At 67.1% G+C, this 16566-nt stretch carries 16 protein-coding genes and 1 pseudogene; 5 read left to right on the forward strand and 12 right to left on the reverse strand.

What is annotated here, in order from left to right:
* Positions 1 to 61: 61 nt before the first annotated feature.
* From ligD to DPQ65_RS04915, 6 genes are all read right to left on the reverse strand, one after another.
* A complete protein-coding gene (gene ligD / locus DPQ65_RS04890; protein WP_114906265.1) occupies positions 62 to 1699 on the reverse strand; it encodes a non-homologous end-joining DNA ligase LigD in 1638 nt (545 codons plus the stop codon).
* A 4-nt stretch (positions 1700 to 1703) separates the two neighbouring features.
* Positions 1704 to 2267, reverse strand: a complete 564-nt coding sequence (locus DPQ65_RS04895) for a hypothetical protein (protein WP_202863013.1) — start codon at positions 2265 to 2267, stop codon at positions 1704 to 1706.
* Between the two features lie 398 nt (positions 2268 to 2665).
* On the reverse strand, positions 2666 to 3265 hold the full coding sequence (locus DPQ65_RS04900) for a cadmium resistance transporter (RefSeq protein ID WP_114906266.1): 600 nt from the start codon (positions 3263 to 3265) through the stop codon (positions 2666 to 2668).
* Positions 3262 to 3621, reverse strand: coding sequence for a Cd(II)/Pb(II)-sensing metalloregulatory transcriptional regulator CmtR (cmtR, locus tag DPQ65_RS04905; RefSeq protein ID WP_114906267.1), 360 nt, complete (start codon positions 3619 to 3621; stop codon positions 3262 to 3264). Before cmtR ends, DPQ65_RS04900 begins: the two co-directional genes overlap by 4 nt.
* Before the next feature lie 755 nt (positions 3622 to 4376).
* Positions 4377 to 4679 carry a DF family (seleno)protein gene (locus DPQ65_RS04910; RefSeq protein WP_006593175.1) on the reverse strand — a complete coding sequence of 101 codons (303 nt, stop codon included), beginning with the start codon at positions 4677 to 4679 and terminating at the stop codon, positions 4377 to 4379.
* 444 nt (positions 4680 to 5123) lie between these two features.
* Entirely contained in the window at positions 5124 to 5525 is a 402-nt protein-coding gene (locus tag DPQ65_RS04915; RefSeq protein WP_114906268.1) for a heavy metal-responsive transcriptional regulator, read from the reverse strand.
* Between the two features lie 63 nt (positions 5526 to 5588).
* Between DPQ65_RS04915 and DPQ65_RS04920 the strand changes: the two genes are divergently transcribed.
* The 3 genes from DPQ65_RS04920 to DPQ65_RS04930 all read left to right on the forward strand — a co-directional run bounded on the left by DPQ65_RS04920 (position 5589) and on the right by DPQ65_RS04930 (position 8097).
* Positions 5589 to 5903 carry a thioredoxin domain-containing protein gene (locus DPQ65_RS04920; protein ID WP_006593177.1) on the forward strand — a complete coding sequence of 105 codons (315 nt, stop codon included), beginning with the start codon at positions 5589 to 5591 and terminating at the stop codon, positions 5901 to 5903.
* Positions 5900 to 7252 carry a dihydrolipoyl dehydrogenase family protein gene (locus DPQ65_RS04925; RefSeq protein WP_006593178.1) on the forward strand — a complete coding sequence of 451 codons (1353 nt, stop codon included), beginning with the start codon at positions 5900 to 5902 and terminating at the stop codon, positions 7250 to 7252. Before DPQ65_RS04920 ends, DPQ65_RS04925 begins: the two co-directional genes overlap by 4 nt.
* A gap of 362 nt (positions 7253 to 7614) precedes the next feature.
* Complete coding sequence (locus DPQ65_RS04930) at positions 7615 to 8097, forward strand: hypothetical protein (RefSeq protein ID WP_162802014.1); 483 nt, start codon at positions 7615 to 7617, stop codon at positions 8095 to 8097.
* Between the two features lie 213 nt (positions 8098 to 8310).
* Here DPQ65_RS04930 and DPQ65_RS04935 read toward each other — a convergent pair whose 3' ends face one another.
* The 3 genes from DPQ65_RS04935 to DPQ65_RS04945 form a co-directional block, all read right to left on the reverse strand.
* Positions 8311 to 9078: a HEAT repeat domain-containing protein gene (locus DPQ65_RS04935; protein ID WP_162802015.1), complete on the reverse strand. Its 768-nt coding sequence runs from the start codon at positions 9076 to 9078 to the stop codon at positions 8311 to 8313.
* A 407-nt stretch (positions 9079 to 9485) separates the two neighbouring features.
* Positions 9486 to 10865 carry an MFS transporter gene (locus tag DPQ65_RS04940; RefSeq protein WP_202863014.1) on the reverse strand — a complete coding sequence of 460 codons (1380 nt, stop codon included), beginning with the start codon at positions 10863 to 10865 and terminating at the stop codon, positions 9486 to 9488.
* Entirely contained in the window at positions 10862 to 11347 is a 486-nt protein-coding gene (locus tag DPQ65_RS04945; protein WP_162802016.1) for an SRPBCC family protein, read from the reverse strand. Before DPQ65_RS04945 ends, DPQ65_RS04940 begins: the two co-directional genes overlap by 4 nt.
* A 39-nt stretch (positions 11348 to 11386) precedes the next feature.
* On the opposite strand from DPQ65_RS04945, the gene DPQ65_RS04950 reads away from it, so the two are divergent.
* The gene (locus tag DPQ65_RS04950) at positions 11387 to 11728 is read left to right on the forward strand and encodes an ArsR/SmtB family transcription factor (RefSeq protein WP_114906285.1); all 342 of its coding nucleotides are present in this window, start codon (positions 11387 to 11389) and stop codon (positions 11726 to 11728) included.
* 444 nt (positions 11729 to 12172) lie between these two features.
* Positions 12173 to 12760: pseudogene (locus DPQ65_RS04955) on the forward strand (DinB family protein).
* 59 nt (positions 12761 to 12819) lie between these two features.
* On the opposite strand, the gene DPQ65_RS04960 reads toward DPQ65_RS04955, so the two are convergent.
* Genes DPQ65_RS04960 through DPQ65_RS04970 form a run of 3 tightly spaced genes read right to left on the reverse strand, consistent with a single transcriptional unit; the run spans position 12820 to position 16018 of the window.
* A complete protein-coding gene (locus DPQ65_RS04960; protein ID WP_114906272.1) occupies positions 12820 to 15099 on the reverse strand; it encodes an ABC transporter permease family protein in 2280 nt (759 codons plus the stop codon).
* Positions 15096 to 15746, reverse strand: coding sequence for an ABC transporter ATP-binding protein (locus DPQ65_RS04965; RefSeq protein WP_202863015.1), 651 nt, complete (start codon positions 15744 to 15746; stop codon positions 15096 to 15098). The genes DPQ65_RS04960 and DPQ65_RS04965 overlap by 4 nt, the downstream gene beginning before the upstream one ends.
* Positions 15747 to 15793: 47 nt before the next feature.
* Entirely contained in the window at positions 15794 to 16018 is a 225-nt protein-coding gene (locus DPQ65_RS04970; protein ID WP_114906274.1) for a hypothetical protein, read from the reverse strand.
* Between the last annotated feature and the right edge of the window lie 548 nt (positions 16019 to 16566).

The raw sequence follows: 16566 nt of genomic DNA on the forward strand, positions 1-16566 counted from the left end.
GGATCCTCCCGCAACCGGATGAACACCGGTCGTCCCGGACGTGAGGGACTGGCCGCCCCCGCTATCTCACGCGGGGGAGGCGCTGATCGTGGTGCAGCACTCCGCGGAACGGGTCACCGCTCTCACGCAGCCGGTCCAGGACGGTGCGCACGGTCCACCGGTCCGGACGCAGGTCGGGGTCGTCCAGCTCGTCCCAGGAGATCGGCACCGAGACCGGGGCGCCCGGCGACGGGCGCGGGCTGTAGGGCGCCACCAGGGTCTTGTTCACCGCGTTCTGTGTGTAGTCGAGCCGCGCGCGCCCCTTGCGCTCACGCACCTCCCAGCGCCAGCTCACCAGGTCGGGCACGATCGCGGCGACACTGCGGGAGACCTTCTCGACCCACGCCCGCGTGTCCGCAAAGCGCGGCCCGCGCCGGATCGGGACCCAGACCTGGATCCCCCGCCGGCCGGTCACCTGCGGATAGGCCCGCAGCCGCAGGGCCTCGAAGGCGGTGCGGTGCAGCCGGGCGAGCTCGAGGGTCTGCTCCCAGGTGGTCTCCGTGCCGGGGTCGATGTCGAACAGGGCATAGGACGGGCAGTCCGGGGCGTCCGTGGGTGAGGTCCAGGGGTGCCACTCCAGCGCACCGAAGTTGGCGGCCCAGACCAGCGCCGCGGCCTCGTCTGCGACCAGGTAGGTCTGTGTCTCTGCGGGATCGGCATCCGGGTTGTCCCACCGCGGCAACCAGTCCGGTGCGTGATCGGGGACCTCCTTGTGCCAGAAGCCCTTGCGCTGCGCGCCGTCGGGATACCGGTGCAGGTTCACAGCCCGCCCCGCGACATAGGGGAGGAGAACGGGGGCGATGCGTGCGGCATACGAGATGAACTCACGCTTGGTGACCGGCGCCTCGCCCTCCCGGGCCGGGAAGAGCACCTTGTCCAGGTTGGTCAGCCGCAGGCTGCGGCCGAAGACCTCCCAGGTGCCCGACGTGCCCAGGCCGGCCAGGGCGTCCAACTCGTCCTCGCCGGGTGGGTCGGGCGTCGGCATACGGAGGGACTCCGCTGCGTCCTGCGCGGGCCGGTCGGAGTGCCACAGTGCATCTGGGTCCGCGAGCACCTCCTCGTTGGTGCGCCCGCTGAGCACCGAGCGCGGGTGGTCCTCGGCGTCCCAACCGGTCTCGGTGTGCTCGTCGTGCTTGTGGAAGAGCAGCCACTGCTCCTTGTCGCCCTGCTGGCTCTTGGTGCGCACGAGCATGAACTGCCCGCGGAGTTTCTCTCCGTGCAGGACCACGTGGAGAGTGCCGTCCCGGAGCGCCGTGGCCGGATCCTCGTCACCGCCCGGTTCCCAGGTGCCGGTGTCCCAGACGATGACGTCGCCACCGCCGTACTCGCCGGAGGGGATGACACCCTCGAAGTGCAGGTACTCCATCGGGTGATCCTCGACGTGGATCGCCAACCGACGCACGTCTGGATCGAGGCTTGGCCCCTTGGGCACCGCCCAGCTGGCGAGGACGCCCTCCACCTCGAGGCGGAAGTCGTAGTGGCGGGCGGTCGCCCGGTGCCGTTGCACGACGAAGACCCGCTCGTCGCCCTCCGGCACGGCCAGGTGCTCGCCGCTGGGTTCCGGCGTGCGCGAGAAGTCGCGCATCTGCCGGTATCGGGCGAGCCGCTCGGTCGCCCGCTCGGTCGGACGGCTGTCCTGCGCGGGCCGTTCGGGAGGCATGCAGTCACCGTGCCACCGTGCCCGTCGCGGCGCACCTCCGGCTGTCGGGTCCGGCAGCGAGCACGAAGGCAAGACGTTGCTCGGCCGGCCAGATGTAGGTGTCGTCGCAGCGGTAGCCACGCAGCCAGGGCACGCCGTCGACAACGCGCAGGTAGAAGCCCTTGGGATGTTCCACGTCCTCGTTCACGGATGCCGAGGCGATGTGGATCGCGCCGCTGGGCGCTCGGCCGGCCGACAGCACCGAGTCGGGTGCGGTGGCCTGGTCCAGCAGGGCCAGTCGGAGCCAGGGGCCGGTGATCAGTGGGCACAGCTGCAGCCCTTGAGCGAGGGCGGCTGCGAAGACGCGGGACTGGACAGCGCCCTGGGGAAGGTCGAGCTCCGCGACGGTGCGCTCCACGACGGTCAGGGTCTGCTCCAGCGGCGCGTCGAACGCAGGGTCGGCCAAGAGGGTCTCGGCGTGGACGTTCAGTTGGACGCCGGCCCGGCTCAACGCTCCCAGCAGGTCGCTGCGCGTCCCCCCGCCGATCGTGATGGTGAGTCCGCCTGTTCCCACTGTGCCCCTGTCCATGTCGGCCATTATCAACCTCGATGACGTGCCGGATTTGTAGGTTCTCGCTCGATCTGTCACCCAGGCAACCCGCTGACCTGCACGTTCGTGGCCGCGCAGCACAGCCGGATTCTCACTATCTTGTCCGAATCCTCAGCCTGTCTTCAGCGGCGGATCGCGCTGACCTGCGGTGATGTCGCGTTGGGGCGCCTGACTGCCGGCTCACTGACAAGAAGATGAGACAACTGACAAGTTGCGCGAGAAACTACGGCAGCAGGATGAATGACACGTCACCTATTCTCAGGCCCCACCCGCCGTGTTGTAGGTTCTCGCGTGATCTGTCCGGGGGAGTGGTTCGCTGACCTGCGGGGCGACAAGTTGGTGAGACGAGGCGCTGTCTCACTAACTTGTCGGAATCCTCAGAGACCGAAGGCCCCGCCACCAACCAGGATGGCGATGCCCAGGCCGATCAGGACGATGGGGAACAGGATGTGCTCCCACCGCTCGAGGACTTCGGCGATCGGGGGGCGGGTGGCCACGAACTTGGCCAGCATCACAAGGGCCGCGACAAGCACGAGGAACACGATGCAGTAGGCCACCACGGCCGCCGGTCCCACGCTGAGGAAGACCGGCACGTAGACGCCGATGTTGTCCCCGCCGTTGGCGAAGGTGACCCCGGCGACGGTCCAGACCGCGACGTTCTTGCCGGCGACCTCGGCGTCGTCATCATCATCGTCGTCCCCGCGCCAGGCCTGCCAGGCGGCCCAAACACCCAGGGCCAAGGGGATGAGTCCGAAGTACGGGATAACTGCCGGGGGCAGGAACGCATCCGCGCCCACGGTGACGAGTACGGCCGCGCCAAGAATGCCCGCGAACCCCAGATACTGGCCCACGGCGATCCGGGCGGTCGTCCCGGGCTGTCCCGCACCACGGGCGAAGAACAGCGAGAGCACGATGATGTCGTCGATGTTGGTCGCGATGAACAGGCCGATCGCCTGCAGGACCGCGGACAGGATCATGCGCGCGCCTCGGCGGTGCAGCCTCCGTCAATCGAGCAAGCAGGATCGAGGCACGGCGCGTTCTCGTCTACTGCGAGAGTGACCTCAACCAGTGCGTTCAGCGCGCGCGTCAGGTGTGGGTCCGCGATCTCATAACGTGTCCGACGGCCCTCGAGCTCGGCGATCACGATGCCGCAGTCCCGCAGGCACGCGAGATGGTTGGACACGTTAGAGCGCGTCAGCCCTAGGTCGCTCGCCAGCTCCGCGGGGTAGGCCGGCCGCTCGAGCAGCACCAGAAGAAGTCGTGACCGGGTGGGGTCGGCCAGAGCCCGGCCCAACCGGTTCATCACATCGAGACGAGAAGCAACGGTCAGCACACGCTGAACAATACAGCAACGACTGAATTGATCACGGTGACGGCAAGCGCATTAGGGCGGGCAGGCCTGCCTCATGCGTGGGCGGCGTGCTCGCGTTCGGGCGTGGTCGGGTGGTTCGAGCTGGAAAAGTGGAAGTGCTTCATGCTGACGGAGAAGTGGGCGGCCACGCAGTCCTGCAGCCCGGGTACCGCATCACTGGCGCGGTGCCGCCCGCCTTCCCCGAAGGTGACAGCGTCCGCTCAGCGAGGCTGACCCAGCAAACGTGCTTCTCTCCGGGTCGTTGGCACCGGGGCTCCTGGGTGCGCCCTGCTCCTGGTCACGGCCAGGGCTAGGCCCGGCGTGGCGCCACATGAGTGGCCTAACGGCGAGTCTGCTGTCTTGGCGGCAACCCTCGCGCACCCGGCGAAGGGGTGCTCCGCGGAACACCCTTGGTGCTGACCGCCCGAGCGAGCCGCGGTAAACCGGTAGGCCGCTTCTCCGCACATCCGAATCGGTGGCGTCGCGTTCGTCGAAGGAAGCGTTGGGACGGACGTCGACCTGCGACTACTCCTGCGATACCTCGAGTGAGGCCTTTTCATGGGCGGTGTGGGTGCTGCGGTGTCCCCACGGGAAGACCCACCGGAACAGATTCAGGCCAGGACGTCTGCACCAGCAGTCCTCCGCGCAGCCGCACCTGATCGCTCCGGCCGCCTCGGCTGCCTTGTTGCCGAGAGCGAGAAGTAGGTAGCCACCAGCGAGCAGCCTCAGTACACGCCTCACGAGAGCACCTCGGTGAGTTGATCTACGGTCGGTGAGCCCGCGAGACCTGCTGGTATCTGGTAGACCCGGCACGCCAGACCGACCTGCTCGGCGCCGCTGGAGAATGGATCGTGGCCGTCGATGCGGATCGTGGGTGATCCGGTGAAACCAACCCGTTCGGCGTCCTCAGGTGTTTCAACCTTGCGCCGCTCGACCACAACGTCGACACGACCCAGTCGGGTCAACGCCTCGGACAGTCGCTCATTCGCGACGGTCCAGTGCGGACAGCCGTCGAAGTAGAAGAGTTCGAGTCGCAACACTTGCCTCCATCTCCTGACCCCTGCACCAAGTTGGTCAACGGGCTCTCCATTCTCGACCACCGGGTGGCTATGACAACTTGCGCGAGCAACCTACGGGCTGGTCTGTTTGTAGGTTCTCGGCCGATCTGTCGGGGGGAGCGGGTACGTGACCTGCGGAGCGACATGCTGATGAGAGGCCGCAGGTCTCCCTAACTTGTCGGAATCCTCAGCGAAGACTCTCAGAGTCGGTCGGGGGCCGCCCCCAAGCCCCTTGCCAATGGTCGTGACATCACTCTCACGCATGACGCCGATGTCCGGATGTTCTCTCCCGACTGGACAGGAGGCCGGCGGGCGATCCTCTTCGCGGATCCGGACTTCCCACGAGTCACGCCTGTTACAGGGCGATGCCCAATGCTGCGGGTGTGCACCCGTTCTCGTTCTGGGGGGTCATACCCTGTGCGGCTGTTACTGCGACGGGGACAGGATGTGGCATATGTCCTGGTCTGCGCAGTGGCCGGGGTCAAGCAGCTGGCTGCGCTGGAGCAGGGCCTCGAGCTCTGCCTGCAGCGTGAGGAGGTTGCGGATCCGTGTCCGAACGTCAGCGAGCTTGGTGTCCAGGAGCGTGGTGACGTGCTGGCAGGGGGTGGACCCCTGGTCACGTAGGTCCAGGATGCTGCGGATCTGTGACAGCGTGAGCCCGGCCGCTTGCGCCATGGCGATGTAGCGCAGCCGTGTTGCTGCGGACTCGTCGTAGACGCGGTAGCCGTTCGCCCCTCGCTCGGCCTCGGGCAGCAGGCCCTGGCGCTCGTAGAAGCGGATGGTCTGACTGCTCACTCCGGCCGACTCGGCCAGCTCTCCGATCCGCATTCGCCCGTCTCCCACCTCTCGCGCTTGACCTTGCACCACGGTACAAGGTCTAGCGTCGCGGGCATGGACGTCTGCCTGCTCTACTTCGAGGACTGCCCCAGCTGGAAGGTGACTGACCGCAGGTTGGTCGCGATCGCGACCGAACACCCCGAAGTCAGGATCCGGCGTCAGCGCGTCGAGACCCTCGAGCAGGCCGAGCGGGTGGGCTTTCGGGGCTCACCGACCGTCCTGGTCGACGGGGCCGACGCGTTCGGCTCACCCGATTCAGCAGCTGGCCTCTCCTGCCGGGTCTATCGCACGGCCGACGGCCTTGCTGGGGCACCGACCCTGGAACAGCTACACGCAGCGCTGGGGCTGACCCAGGAGGTCACGCGATGATCTACGACTACGACCTGATCGTCATCGGTGCCGGCATGGCCGGGGTCACGGCGGCGAACAAGTGCGCCGCCGCTGGATGGAAGGTCGCGATCGTCGACGCCCTTCCCTACGGCGGCACGTGTGCCCTGAGAGGGTGTGATCCCAAGAAGATCCTGCGCCGCGGTGCCGAGATCATCGACAGTGCCCGCCTGATGCGGGGTAAGGGCATCAACGACGACGGCCTGTCGGTCGACTGGGCCGACCTCATGGCGCACAAGCACGGCTTCACCGACCCCGTCCCCGCCAGTATGGAGGCAGGACTGACCGGTAACGGCGTTACCACCCTGCACGGGACGGCGCGGTTCACCGGTCCCCAGACCGTGGCCATCGACGACGCCCCCTGCACCAGCCGACACTTCCTCATCACCACCGGTGCGCGCCCCCGCCCGCTGGACCTGCCCGGGCACGAGCACCTGCTGGACAGCACCGGCTTCCTGGACCTGACCGAGCTGCCGCGACGGATCCTGTTCGTCGGCGGTGGCTTCATCTCCTTCGAGTTCGCGCACATCGCCGCCCGGGCCGGAAGCACCCCGGTCATCCTGGACCGCAAACCACGACCGCTGAAGGCCTTCGACCCCGACCTCGTCGACCTCCTCATCGACCGCGGCACCAAGGCCGGCATCGAGAACTGGCCCTCTGCGACGCTCACCGCCGTGGAGAAGACCAGCACCGGCTATCAGGTGAGCGTCGATGAACCAGGGCGGTCAACGACAAGGGAGTTCGACCTTGTCGTGCACGGCGCAGGCCGGGTCCCCGAGCTGACGACCCTGGACCTGGAGACCGCCGGCGTGCAGTGGGACGAGGACGGGATCCGCGTAGCAGCCCATCTGCAGAGCACCAGCAACCCGGCGGTCTACGCCGCCGGCGACGCGGCCAGCACCCCTGGCATGCCATTGACCCCGGTCGCCGTGTTCGAGGGCAAGGTCGCCGCGTCCAACATGCTCAAGGGCACCACGACCGCCCCTGACTACACCGGCGTGTCCACCGCGGTGTTCACGATCCCCGAACTCGCCCGGGTCGGCCTGCTCGAGGAAGAAGCCCGCGACCGGGGCATTGACATCGACGTCCGCTACACCGACACCAGCAGCTGGTACTCCAACTACCGGATCGGGGAGACGACCGCCGCGACCAAGATCCTCATCGACCGCTCCGACGACACCATCGTGGGAGCACACCTGCTCGGACCCGAGTACGCCGAACTCGTCAACATCCTCGCCCTCGCCATGAAACTGCGACTCACCACCCGCCAGCTGAAGTCGATGACCGCCGCCTACCCCACCGTCGGATCAGACCTGGGCTCCATGCTCTGAACCAGGCACGAGCAGCAATCCCACAACACCGTGTGCTCAGCAGCGGTTCCACTGTCACGAGACTCAGCGTGACACTCCGCCATTAACTGGGACGACCGACACGCGTCCGCCAGTTAAGTGAGAAACCGACACGTTAGATGAGATCCCACAGCTGGCGTGTAGGTTCTCGCGCGAGCTGTCGTGGGAGCGGTTCCCTGACCTGCGTGGCGACAGGTTGGTGAGACGCCGGCAGTCTCTCTAACTTGTCGGAATCCTCAGCCGCGCGGAGTCGACCCCCGTCGCGACTACGAGCGCTCACCTCGACCGGCTCGGCCCACGGCCCGTTTACCAGCGTGCCGCGCCGCCTCACTTACCATCGGTCAGTGTCCGGTGTGGTGCTGAAGTCGTTTCAACCGATGACCCGCGTCCAGCAACTCCAGCACGAAGGGATCCTCGTCGGCGACTGGTCTCACGTGCTCCCCGGCACCGAGAAGGCCTATCGCCGCATGGTAGAGGTGATGACCGAGCGGGGCATCAACTGCCACGGCAAGCCAGTGATCTGGGCCTGGCACGGCAACGTTCGTCTCTCGGATGCCGTCTTGCTGCTCGACCCCGAACGTGAACTCAGCCGGGGAATCGCCACAGTGACCTTCACCGCACCGACGGAAATGGTCATGGTCAGCGACTACGGGCAGTGGTGCGAGGCGCTGTTCCTCAACGCCGACGTTTGGGACCCAGCACCCCCGGTGCCCGGCCCGCACCCTGCCCAAGCCACGCTGCCCCATCTGCGGGCGGACTGGGTTCACAGCATCGACCTCCCACCGGTCGACGGCTGGGACGACCTCGACCTCGAGCGACCCCTCTGATACGGCGACGGTCACAGACCAGCGACCCCGCGCCCTGGCACGAGTCCGAGCGCTCGCTGTCCCGCCTGGTCATGCGACCCTGGGCCTTGGTCATGCCCGCTGGAAGGGGCAAGCCAGGGCAGGAGCCCAACCTCTTCACCGCGTGGCGTGCGCTGGTGCTTGCTGGCCACGACGACGAGGGGGCCTGCCCTCGCGTCCCCTCGTCGTCGTGTGTCACACGCTTGCCTTCGCGACGGCCCTGACTCGCTGGTCATCATGGGTGACGCTGGCCTCGTGCAACGCGCGTCGGGCGGTCGGGTGGTCGATGAGCTCGCGAAGAGCGAGCGTGGCCGCAAGCCGGACGTCTGGATGAACGTCGCCCAGGCGGTCCGTCAGGGCCGGGATGGCCTCCTGCGCGCCGGGTGCACCGATGAAGCACAGGACATCTGCGGCGTGGGCCCGCACACTGGCCGCGTCGTGTCCCAGGGCCGCGGTGACTGTGGGCACCGCCGGGGCTCCGAACTGGCTCAGAGCGGTGGTGACCCCGTCGCGAACAGTCACCTCGGTCGCGCCGAGGCGGTCCACCAGTAGAGGTATGACCGACGGATCCCCGATCCGGGCCAGCGCCCATCTGGCCTTGTCCGCGACGGCCGGGTTGGCGTCGTCGATGTGCTCGGCCACGACCGCTACTGAGCCTGGGTCGGCGACCTTGCTGAGCACGTGCAGCGACTGCAGGCGGACGCCGGCGTCGGGGTTCTCCAGCGCACGAGCTGCCTGCTCGGTGGCAGCCGCCGGGGTCCGGGTCAGCACCCAGGTGAGCGTCTCGCGCACGAAGAAGTCATCCTCCTGCCAGAGCAGGTCTGCGATCTGTGGAGCGAGTTGAGGGTCGGCCAGCTGGCCCAAGGCGATCGCCCCCTGCTGACGCACGTCCTTGTCCGGATGCGTCAACGCAGCCAGGGCAGGGTGCGCGCCGTCGGTCACAGCCTGTGAGTTCTTCTCCATGGGCCATGACGCTAGATCCTCACGTGACGTGAGGCTCAACCCCTGAGTCATGGTCCGCGACGACGACTTGCTGAGAAGCCGACACGTTAGATGAGATCCGGCGGCGGCAGCAGCATGTGGACCTCCTCCGCCACTTAAGTGGGACGTCCGACACGCGTCCGCCACTTAAGTGGGATTCCGACACCGTAAGTGGGATCCGACACAGGAGCGTGTAGGTTCTCGCCCGATCTGTCACCCGCGCAACGCTGTGACCTGCGCGTTGACCAGGAGCCGAGCGGCCCGCGTTCTCACTATCTTGTCCAAATCCTCAGGCCGCTCTCGCCGCTGAGTGCTCTGACCGCGGCGACGTCACGTCTCCACCCTTGGTGGCTGCGTCCAACGGCGCGTGGACCAGGCGCCATCCCGACTTATCCCTCCGTCGCCTTCGGGATGCGACGCCGCCCTGTGACCAGAGGGGCCACCGCAGACCCTCGGTCATTGGACCGCGACGCCGCGAAGGCCGCTGCCGCCAGCAGCGCTGCGAAGCCGGCGAACGACCACGCGAACGCTTCAGTTCGGACGAGGCCGAATGACTCGGAGATCGACGGCAACGCCGCGCCCGCTGAACTGGCCACCAGCCCGCCGAAGTCCTCGGTCATGACGGCCGCGGTCGCAAGCACCGTAGCCGTGAGAGTGCCGCCGGCCGTCGTGGCGCGAAGGTACAGCCCGGGATAGGCCAGACCGATGCCCAACCCGGTGACCGCCCAGGCGAGCAGCGCGCCGACCCACGGCCCGCCGGCCAGACCGAGGATCGCCATCACCCCTACACCCGCCGCGGCAAGAGCGAGGCCGAGGGCCGGTGGGGCGCCGCGCACTCCCAGCTTCGGAGCTAGCAGCGCGGCCGTCGCCCAGCACACCGGTGAGGCGCTCAGGGTGATGCCAGCCTGGAGCAGCGTGGCGTCGAACGTCGTGGTCAGCAGGAGCGTCACCAGGGAGTTGGCGCCGAAGTAGCCGGCGCCGAACAGGGTCAGCGCCGCCAGCGCGGCGGGCGGGCCGGGGTGCAGCCGGACCGTGCCAACCGGCGTCAGAGCCAGGAAGCCGACCAGCGCCACAGCGACGGCCACGGGTGCAAGGCCCCACCAGGGGGAGGCGCTGATCGCTATGAATGCCGCCATCCCGATCGGCACCAGCAACGGCCGCGCCAGGGGCCGGTGCGGCTCTGGAGCTGGCCGCTCCGGCGGGACGGCGCGGACGACGAGGAGGCGACCGATCAGGAGCAGGGGCACCGGCACGATCAGCGTCCAGCGCCATCCCAGCAGTTGCTCCAGGGCCACGGTGGCCGGCGGACCGACCATCGCAGGCAGCAGCCACATCGCCGACGTCGCGGCAAGGACCTTGAGCCGCAGCCGGTCCTCCAGATGGGTGATCGCCGCGCTGATGCCGTAGACGGCGAGCAGGGCGCCGGCGAAGCCGGCAAGGAACCGGCCTGCGGCGAAGATCCACGGGTCTGGTGCGGCCGCCGCGACGACCGATCCCGCGAGCGTGCCCAGCAACCCGAACGTCAGGACCCTGGCGGGGTTGAACCGCTGGATCAGCCGGGACGAGAACGGCAGCGCAGTGAACATGCCCAAGGTGCCACCAGAGACCAACAACGGCAGCACCCGCTGGGCGGCGAGGTCGCGCTCTATCACCGGCAGCAGGGTGCCAGCCACCAGCGTTGTCACCGCAGACGCGAACTCCAGCGCGACGACACCGACCGCGAGGGACAGTGCAGGAGTGCCGTGCAACCTACCCGGGGGATTGGTCACACCCGGTCCTGCTCGATTGGTAGATCCTCGTACGCAAGGAGCAGGTCGGCGAAGGTGAGGCTGCCCGACTGCGTCCCCAGCAGCGCACCGAGCCTGCCAAGAAGTGCATGCCAGCCGGCACCGAGGCTCTGTACCCGGGCTCCTGGGCCCGCACTGTGCACCAGACGCAACCGGCAGGTGTCGTCGGTCAGGGCGGTCAGCTCGAAGCGCACCTCACCGAGCGGCGCGTCCGTGCTGCTCCAGGTCAGCGCAAGCACGTGGGGCGGGTCGCACTGTGTGACTCGGCCGGTCACGTGGTGGTGGTCATCGACTAGATCCACAACCCCGTTCACGCGCGGCTCGAGGACGCCACCGATCAGCCACGTCGCGCGCTCGGCGGGGTCGGTCAACATCTGCCACACGCGGTCCACGGACACCGGCAGGTCTCGGGTGAACTCGAGGCGATGATGACCCACGGGCGTGCCGACGATTCGTCCGAACATGCTTGACATGCAACCATATGGCTGCATTACAGTCGACCGGTGAGCACCAGTGTCTTTCGTGCGGTCGCCGACCCCCATCGACGCCAGCTCCTCGACGCGCTCCGTGAGCAGGGCGATCAAAGTCTCGGAACCCTGTGCCATGGGCTGCCGATCACCCGGCAGGCTGCTTCCAAGCACCTGGCCGTACTGGAAGACGCCGGCCTCGTTCGAGTCCGGACCGACGGGCGGCAACGGCTGCACAGTCTCGACGCCCAGCCGCTGGCAGACCTTGCCGCCTGGCTCGCCACCTACTCAACGTTCTGGACCGAGCGCCTCGACACCCTGGAGGACCGGCTGCTCCAGGAGACCCGGGCCACTCGGGACGACTACTCGCACGACTAGGCCGAGACCTCACAGTCCAAAACGACGACAGCCTTGCCGGCTTCTCCCGGCCACGGGCTCCGGGTTGACCTCGCGACAAGATACCCGGACGACGACACGCCGACGACAAGAAACCTGGACAACGACAAGTTGCGGCGGAACCTACAGAGCTGTAGGTTCCCGCGCGGTCTGTCACGGCGCCAGGGCTTTGACCTGCGGTGCGACAAGATGCTGGCGGGTCGGTCGTCCCACTATCTTGTCCAAATCCTCAGCCAGGAGTCGTGCCGACCGTAGGACGCCCCTTCCCGGACCCTTCACCGGACGGGCTATGCGGGACGCTCAGGCATCTTCCTGCATATCGACCTGCACTCTTCCCGGTTGGGGTTCCGCTTGCGGGAAGCCATTGCCGTCGAGAAGTGCCTGACTCGCGACCTGCTGCCGCCCGGTGGCCGCACTGGTGGCAGGGTGCTACCTATTAACGACGACGCCGCGAAGGCCCACCTGTACGACTACCTGAAGCACGAGCGCGAGGCGGTGCTCGCCAAGCTCGACGGGCTCTCCGAGTACGACGTCCGTCGCCCGCTGACCGTCACTGAGACCAACCTGCTGGGCCTGGTCAAGCACCTGGCGACCTGGGAGGCCAGGTACCTCGGCGAGGTCTTCCACCGTCCCTTTCCCGAACCCCTGCCTCGGTGGGACATCGAGGCCGAGCGACTCGCCGACATGTGGGCGACCGAGAACGAGTCCCGCAGCGCCGTCGTAGACCGCTACCGACGCGTGTGGGACCACAGCGACGCGACGGTGGCCGCCCTTGCTCTCGATGCCACGGGCCGCGTGGCCTAGTGGCAGGATGCCGAGGTGCCCCTGTTCAACATCCTCGTCCACCTGCTTGCCGAGACCCGTCGGCACGCTGGCCACGCCGACATCTTGCGCGAAGAGCTCGACGGAGCGGTGGGAACCGACGCGGAGGGCATGGCCGTGAAGCAGCACGACCCAGCCTTCTGGACTCAGCGGCGCGAGGAGATCGAGGCGGCCGCTAGGTCAGCCGGTTGACCATGAACCGGGGTCTGCTGCGACTGAATGCGTTCTCGCCTGACCGCGCTAGGTTGCGGTTATTCGCCGGGCAGCTCGTTCAAACGGGCTGATTTCGGGATAGCGAGGGCGGCGGTGGCACCTGCTGCGGTCGCGAGAATCATGACGGGAACGAGTGGCCACAATCCGATCAAGCCTGCACCCGTGGGACTGCCCAAGCTGTAGAGCAGACTGCTGGCGCAGGAGATGCCTACGAGCAGTGCAAGGGCCGCGACAAGAGCCATAGGGGCGCTCACGGATAGGCACACCGCTGCGCGGAGCGTGCGCGTCGATGTTCCCATCGCCTGCAGCACTGCCGTGCTGGTGGATCTCCTCACGATCCCGGTGAGCGCGGACGCGAACAACGCTGCTGCGGCGGTGAGGAAGGTCCCGATAGCCCCCCACAACATGATGCTGTAGTACTGGCGCAGTTGTCCGTCGTAGCCCTTCTGTGAAGTGGCTCGGGTCGCGACCTGTGAGGTGGGGTCCGTCGTGAGTGCGGCGGTGCGAACATGTGCGAGAGCCTGGGGATCGGTGGTCCGAACCAGTACGAGAGTAGGCCGGAAGTCGGACACGTCCAGCCCCGCCCGGGCGGGGTCGATGATCAGGTGTGGTCTGTCTGTCGCGGCGATCGCGGTACGCAGTTCGGGCATGGCAGCCGGTACGGGAAGCGATTCGGCTTCGTTCGGGTCTGGCGCTGCGGTCAGCGACCGAAGGGTTGCAGGGGCCAGGCCGGTGACCTGCAGGGCCGGATCCTGCAATGCGGCTTCTGCTGCGGACGTGGTCCAGGCAGCCGAGGAGTCGCCGCAGTCAATCTCAGACAACTCAGCGGCGGTGGCGATCTGGCGGCAGTCTCCGATCCATGTTGTCAATGGGTGCTGACCAGTTTGGACGGTACCTTCGATCACGGGAGCTGCGGCTTGGACTCCTGTGATTTGGCGGAGATCATCGACCAAGGCGGACACCTGGTCAGCGGAAGCGGCACGGGCCTCGATCGTGATTGTTCCCGGGGCTTGCTGGATGACGGGGTCAGGAACGGCGGCCACTGCGGTGGGGTTGAGCATGACGAACACTGTGGCGACGAAGACGGCCAGCGAGGCGGCCGCCACGCCTCTGGCGGTACTCCAGGGGGCGGCCTCCAACCACCCGCCAGCAAGGACCAGCGGGGGGCGGCGCGAAGTGAGCATCCACTGGCCAGTCCTGCGGACTAGCCACGGGAGCACCAGCACCAGGCCCGCTCCACCGAGCGCCATCAGCAAGAGAGTCTGTCGTGTGCCGGTGAAGATCCCGGCCCAGCCCAGCGTCAATGCACTGGCGAAGAGCAGGACCCCGACCGCGGCGGGCCATCCCGATCGGGTCTGCTCCCGGGCGGTGATTGTTGAGACTAGCGGTTGGTGTACTGCCGAGCGTGCGGTGTGCAGCCCAATCCCGACGACGATCAGAGGTAAGCCCAGGGCGATCATCAACACAAGGGGCCATGCCGGGGCAAGGTCTCTGGGAAACGGTGCAGGTTCCCCCACCAGCAGACCAGCCAAGGCTGGCCGCAACGCGAAGAAGGTCGCGCCGCCCACGAGGACACCAAGGCTGCTAGCCATCAGCGCCTCACCAGCGACGATACGGCGGATGATCGCGGCGGGTGCGCCGGCGATGACGAGGTTGGCCATGCGTCTCCGGTGGGCTTGAGTCAACGCTGAGGTGGCCGTGTAGGCGAGCAACAGCGGTGGCACCAGCAGTGCCACACCGGCAAGGGACAGCAGTAGGGTCAGCGTCGTCGACGAGACGGCTGCCGCCTCGGCAGACAGCTCCGTGATCGGGACAGCGACCGGGTCGAGCTGTGGCTCTCTAGCACCGCGGACTGCCATCAGGTGGTTCGGCCCCAAGAGGGATTCAGCGGTGATCCCCCCGACGACCTTTCCGTACCTTCGTGAAACCTCCGGGTGCTGCGCCAGCGCATCCTGCAGTGCTGGTGAAATCAGCGTTTCGCCTGGCGCGGGAAACTGGGGTATCCCGGCGGGGGGAGCCACTCCCTCGCCATGCGTGGCCACGTTGACCACGGTCACCCGCTGATCTGCGATGTAGTCCACCACCGGGTAGACGTAGATGTAGTCGGCAGTTGCCTCTGGATCGGCCTGTGCCCTCCAGTCCCGCGGAAACTGTGTCCAGGCCAACCGGTCTTCTTGGCTCTGAAAAGCTGCCGGGACGCTGGCCATCGCCAGCAGCACCACGGCAGCCAATGCGGTTGTGGCGACCAGGACCGCGGTTAACGCCCACTGCACGGGCCCGGCGCCCCGCCACAGCCGCCCCACGAGCCAGAACGTCACGATCTGAGGCTCTCGGGAGCCAGCGTGCCATCATGCAGGTACAACTGCCGGTCCGCACGTCGGGCCACACCCTCATCGTGGGTGACAAGCACCAAGGAGGCTCCGGCCTGCTGGGTGGAGCGGCACAATAGGTCCAGCACGTCCTGAGACGTGCGCGAGTCCAGGGAACCGGTCGGCTCGTCTGCCAACACCACCAGCGGCTCGTTCACCAAGGCTCGAGCCACTGCCACCCGCTGTCGCTGCCCTCCAGAGAGCTCATGCGGATATCGGCTGACTATCTCGCCCAACCCCACCTCACCGAGTATGGCTCGAGCCTGCTCCGTCGCGCGGTGACGGTGCGCGCCTCCCAACAGCAATGGCAACGCCACGTTGTCACCCGCAGTCAACTCAGCAACGAGTTGACCGAACTGGAAGATGAGGCCCACGTTCTCGCGGCGGAACGTCGTGCGCGCATCCGCGTCCAACTGATAGACCGAGGTTCCCTCAACGATCACTTCGCCCTTGGTCGGAGGGAGCAGTCCAGCCAGGGTCAGCAGTAGCGTTGACTTCCCAGATCCGCTGGCCCCACTGACGCTGACGATCTCGCACCGGCGAATTTCTAGGTCGAGCCCGCACAGGACGGGAGTCCCGTCATACCCTGCGTGCAATCCGCTGCACCGGACCGCAATCTCGTCAGTTGGGCCATGGCTCAGGCTCAGACGTCCACCTCACGAAGGTAGATGTACGCGTTCGTCCCGTTGCGCCAAGGGAAGGTGAAGTACTCGCGCTCACCCTGCGGGCAGGCATACCGGCTGTAGTCCGTGGCGGTGGAGATGTTGTAGGAGGCGTAAACCTGGGCGCACTGGCCGTCATTGTCAGTGTCGATGACGTTGCCGTTGACCCGAATCTGAGTGCCGGCACTATTCCTGCACTCCCGCACCTGGGCTTCACCACCATATGTTTCGATGATGTAGTACGCGCCACACCGTCCGGGTGCTGGCGGCGGCGGGACCGCAGTCGGCCCAACGGTCGACGAGCTCTCCGCTGGTTGCGCCGAGGCTGTAATGGCCGCTGGTCCGACCGCGAGGACCGCGCTGGCGAGCACGAGAAGGGTGGTCCGAAGGGTTTTCGTGGGTGACATGGATCCATCCGATCCTGAATGGTGAGCTCATGTGCAGTTCCCCTGCGTTGGCTGCTGCGGAGCCTCACCAGCACCCCCCCAGGCCAGACGATAACCCGACCGACACGACATATCCTGCTCCTATGTCTCACAGTTCGTCAAGGGCTGTCTCTTGCGCACCTTTGTGCTGCTGCCGCTCGGGCCAGGCCTCGATGATTCACGGTGGTGGGTCGAGCACCTGATTCGTCGTAGTGGAGTCCACCAGAGTGGTGTACGACGACCCCGGTGAGCGTGTCCTGCTGAGGTAGGCGCGGCCACCGGTGTGATCCTTCGAGTGAACCTTCCAAAGCACTCTCGAAGAGGAGCAC

This window comes from Ornithinimicrobium murale, assembly GCF_003352835.1.
GTDB lineage: Bacteria > Actinomycetota > Actinomycetes > Actinomycetales > Dermatophilaceae > Ornithinicoccus > Ornithinicoccus muralis.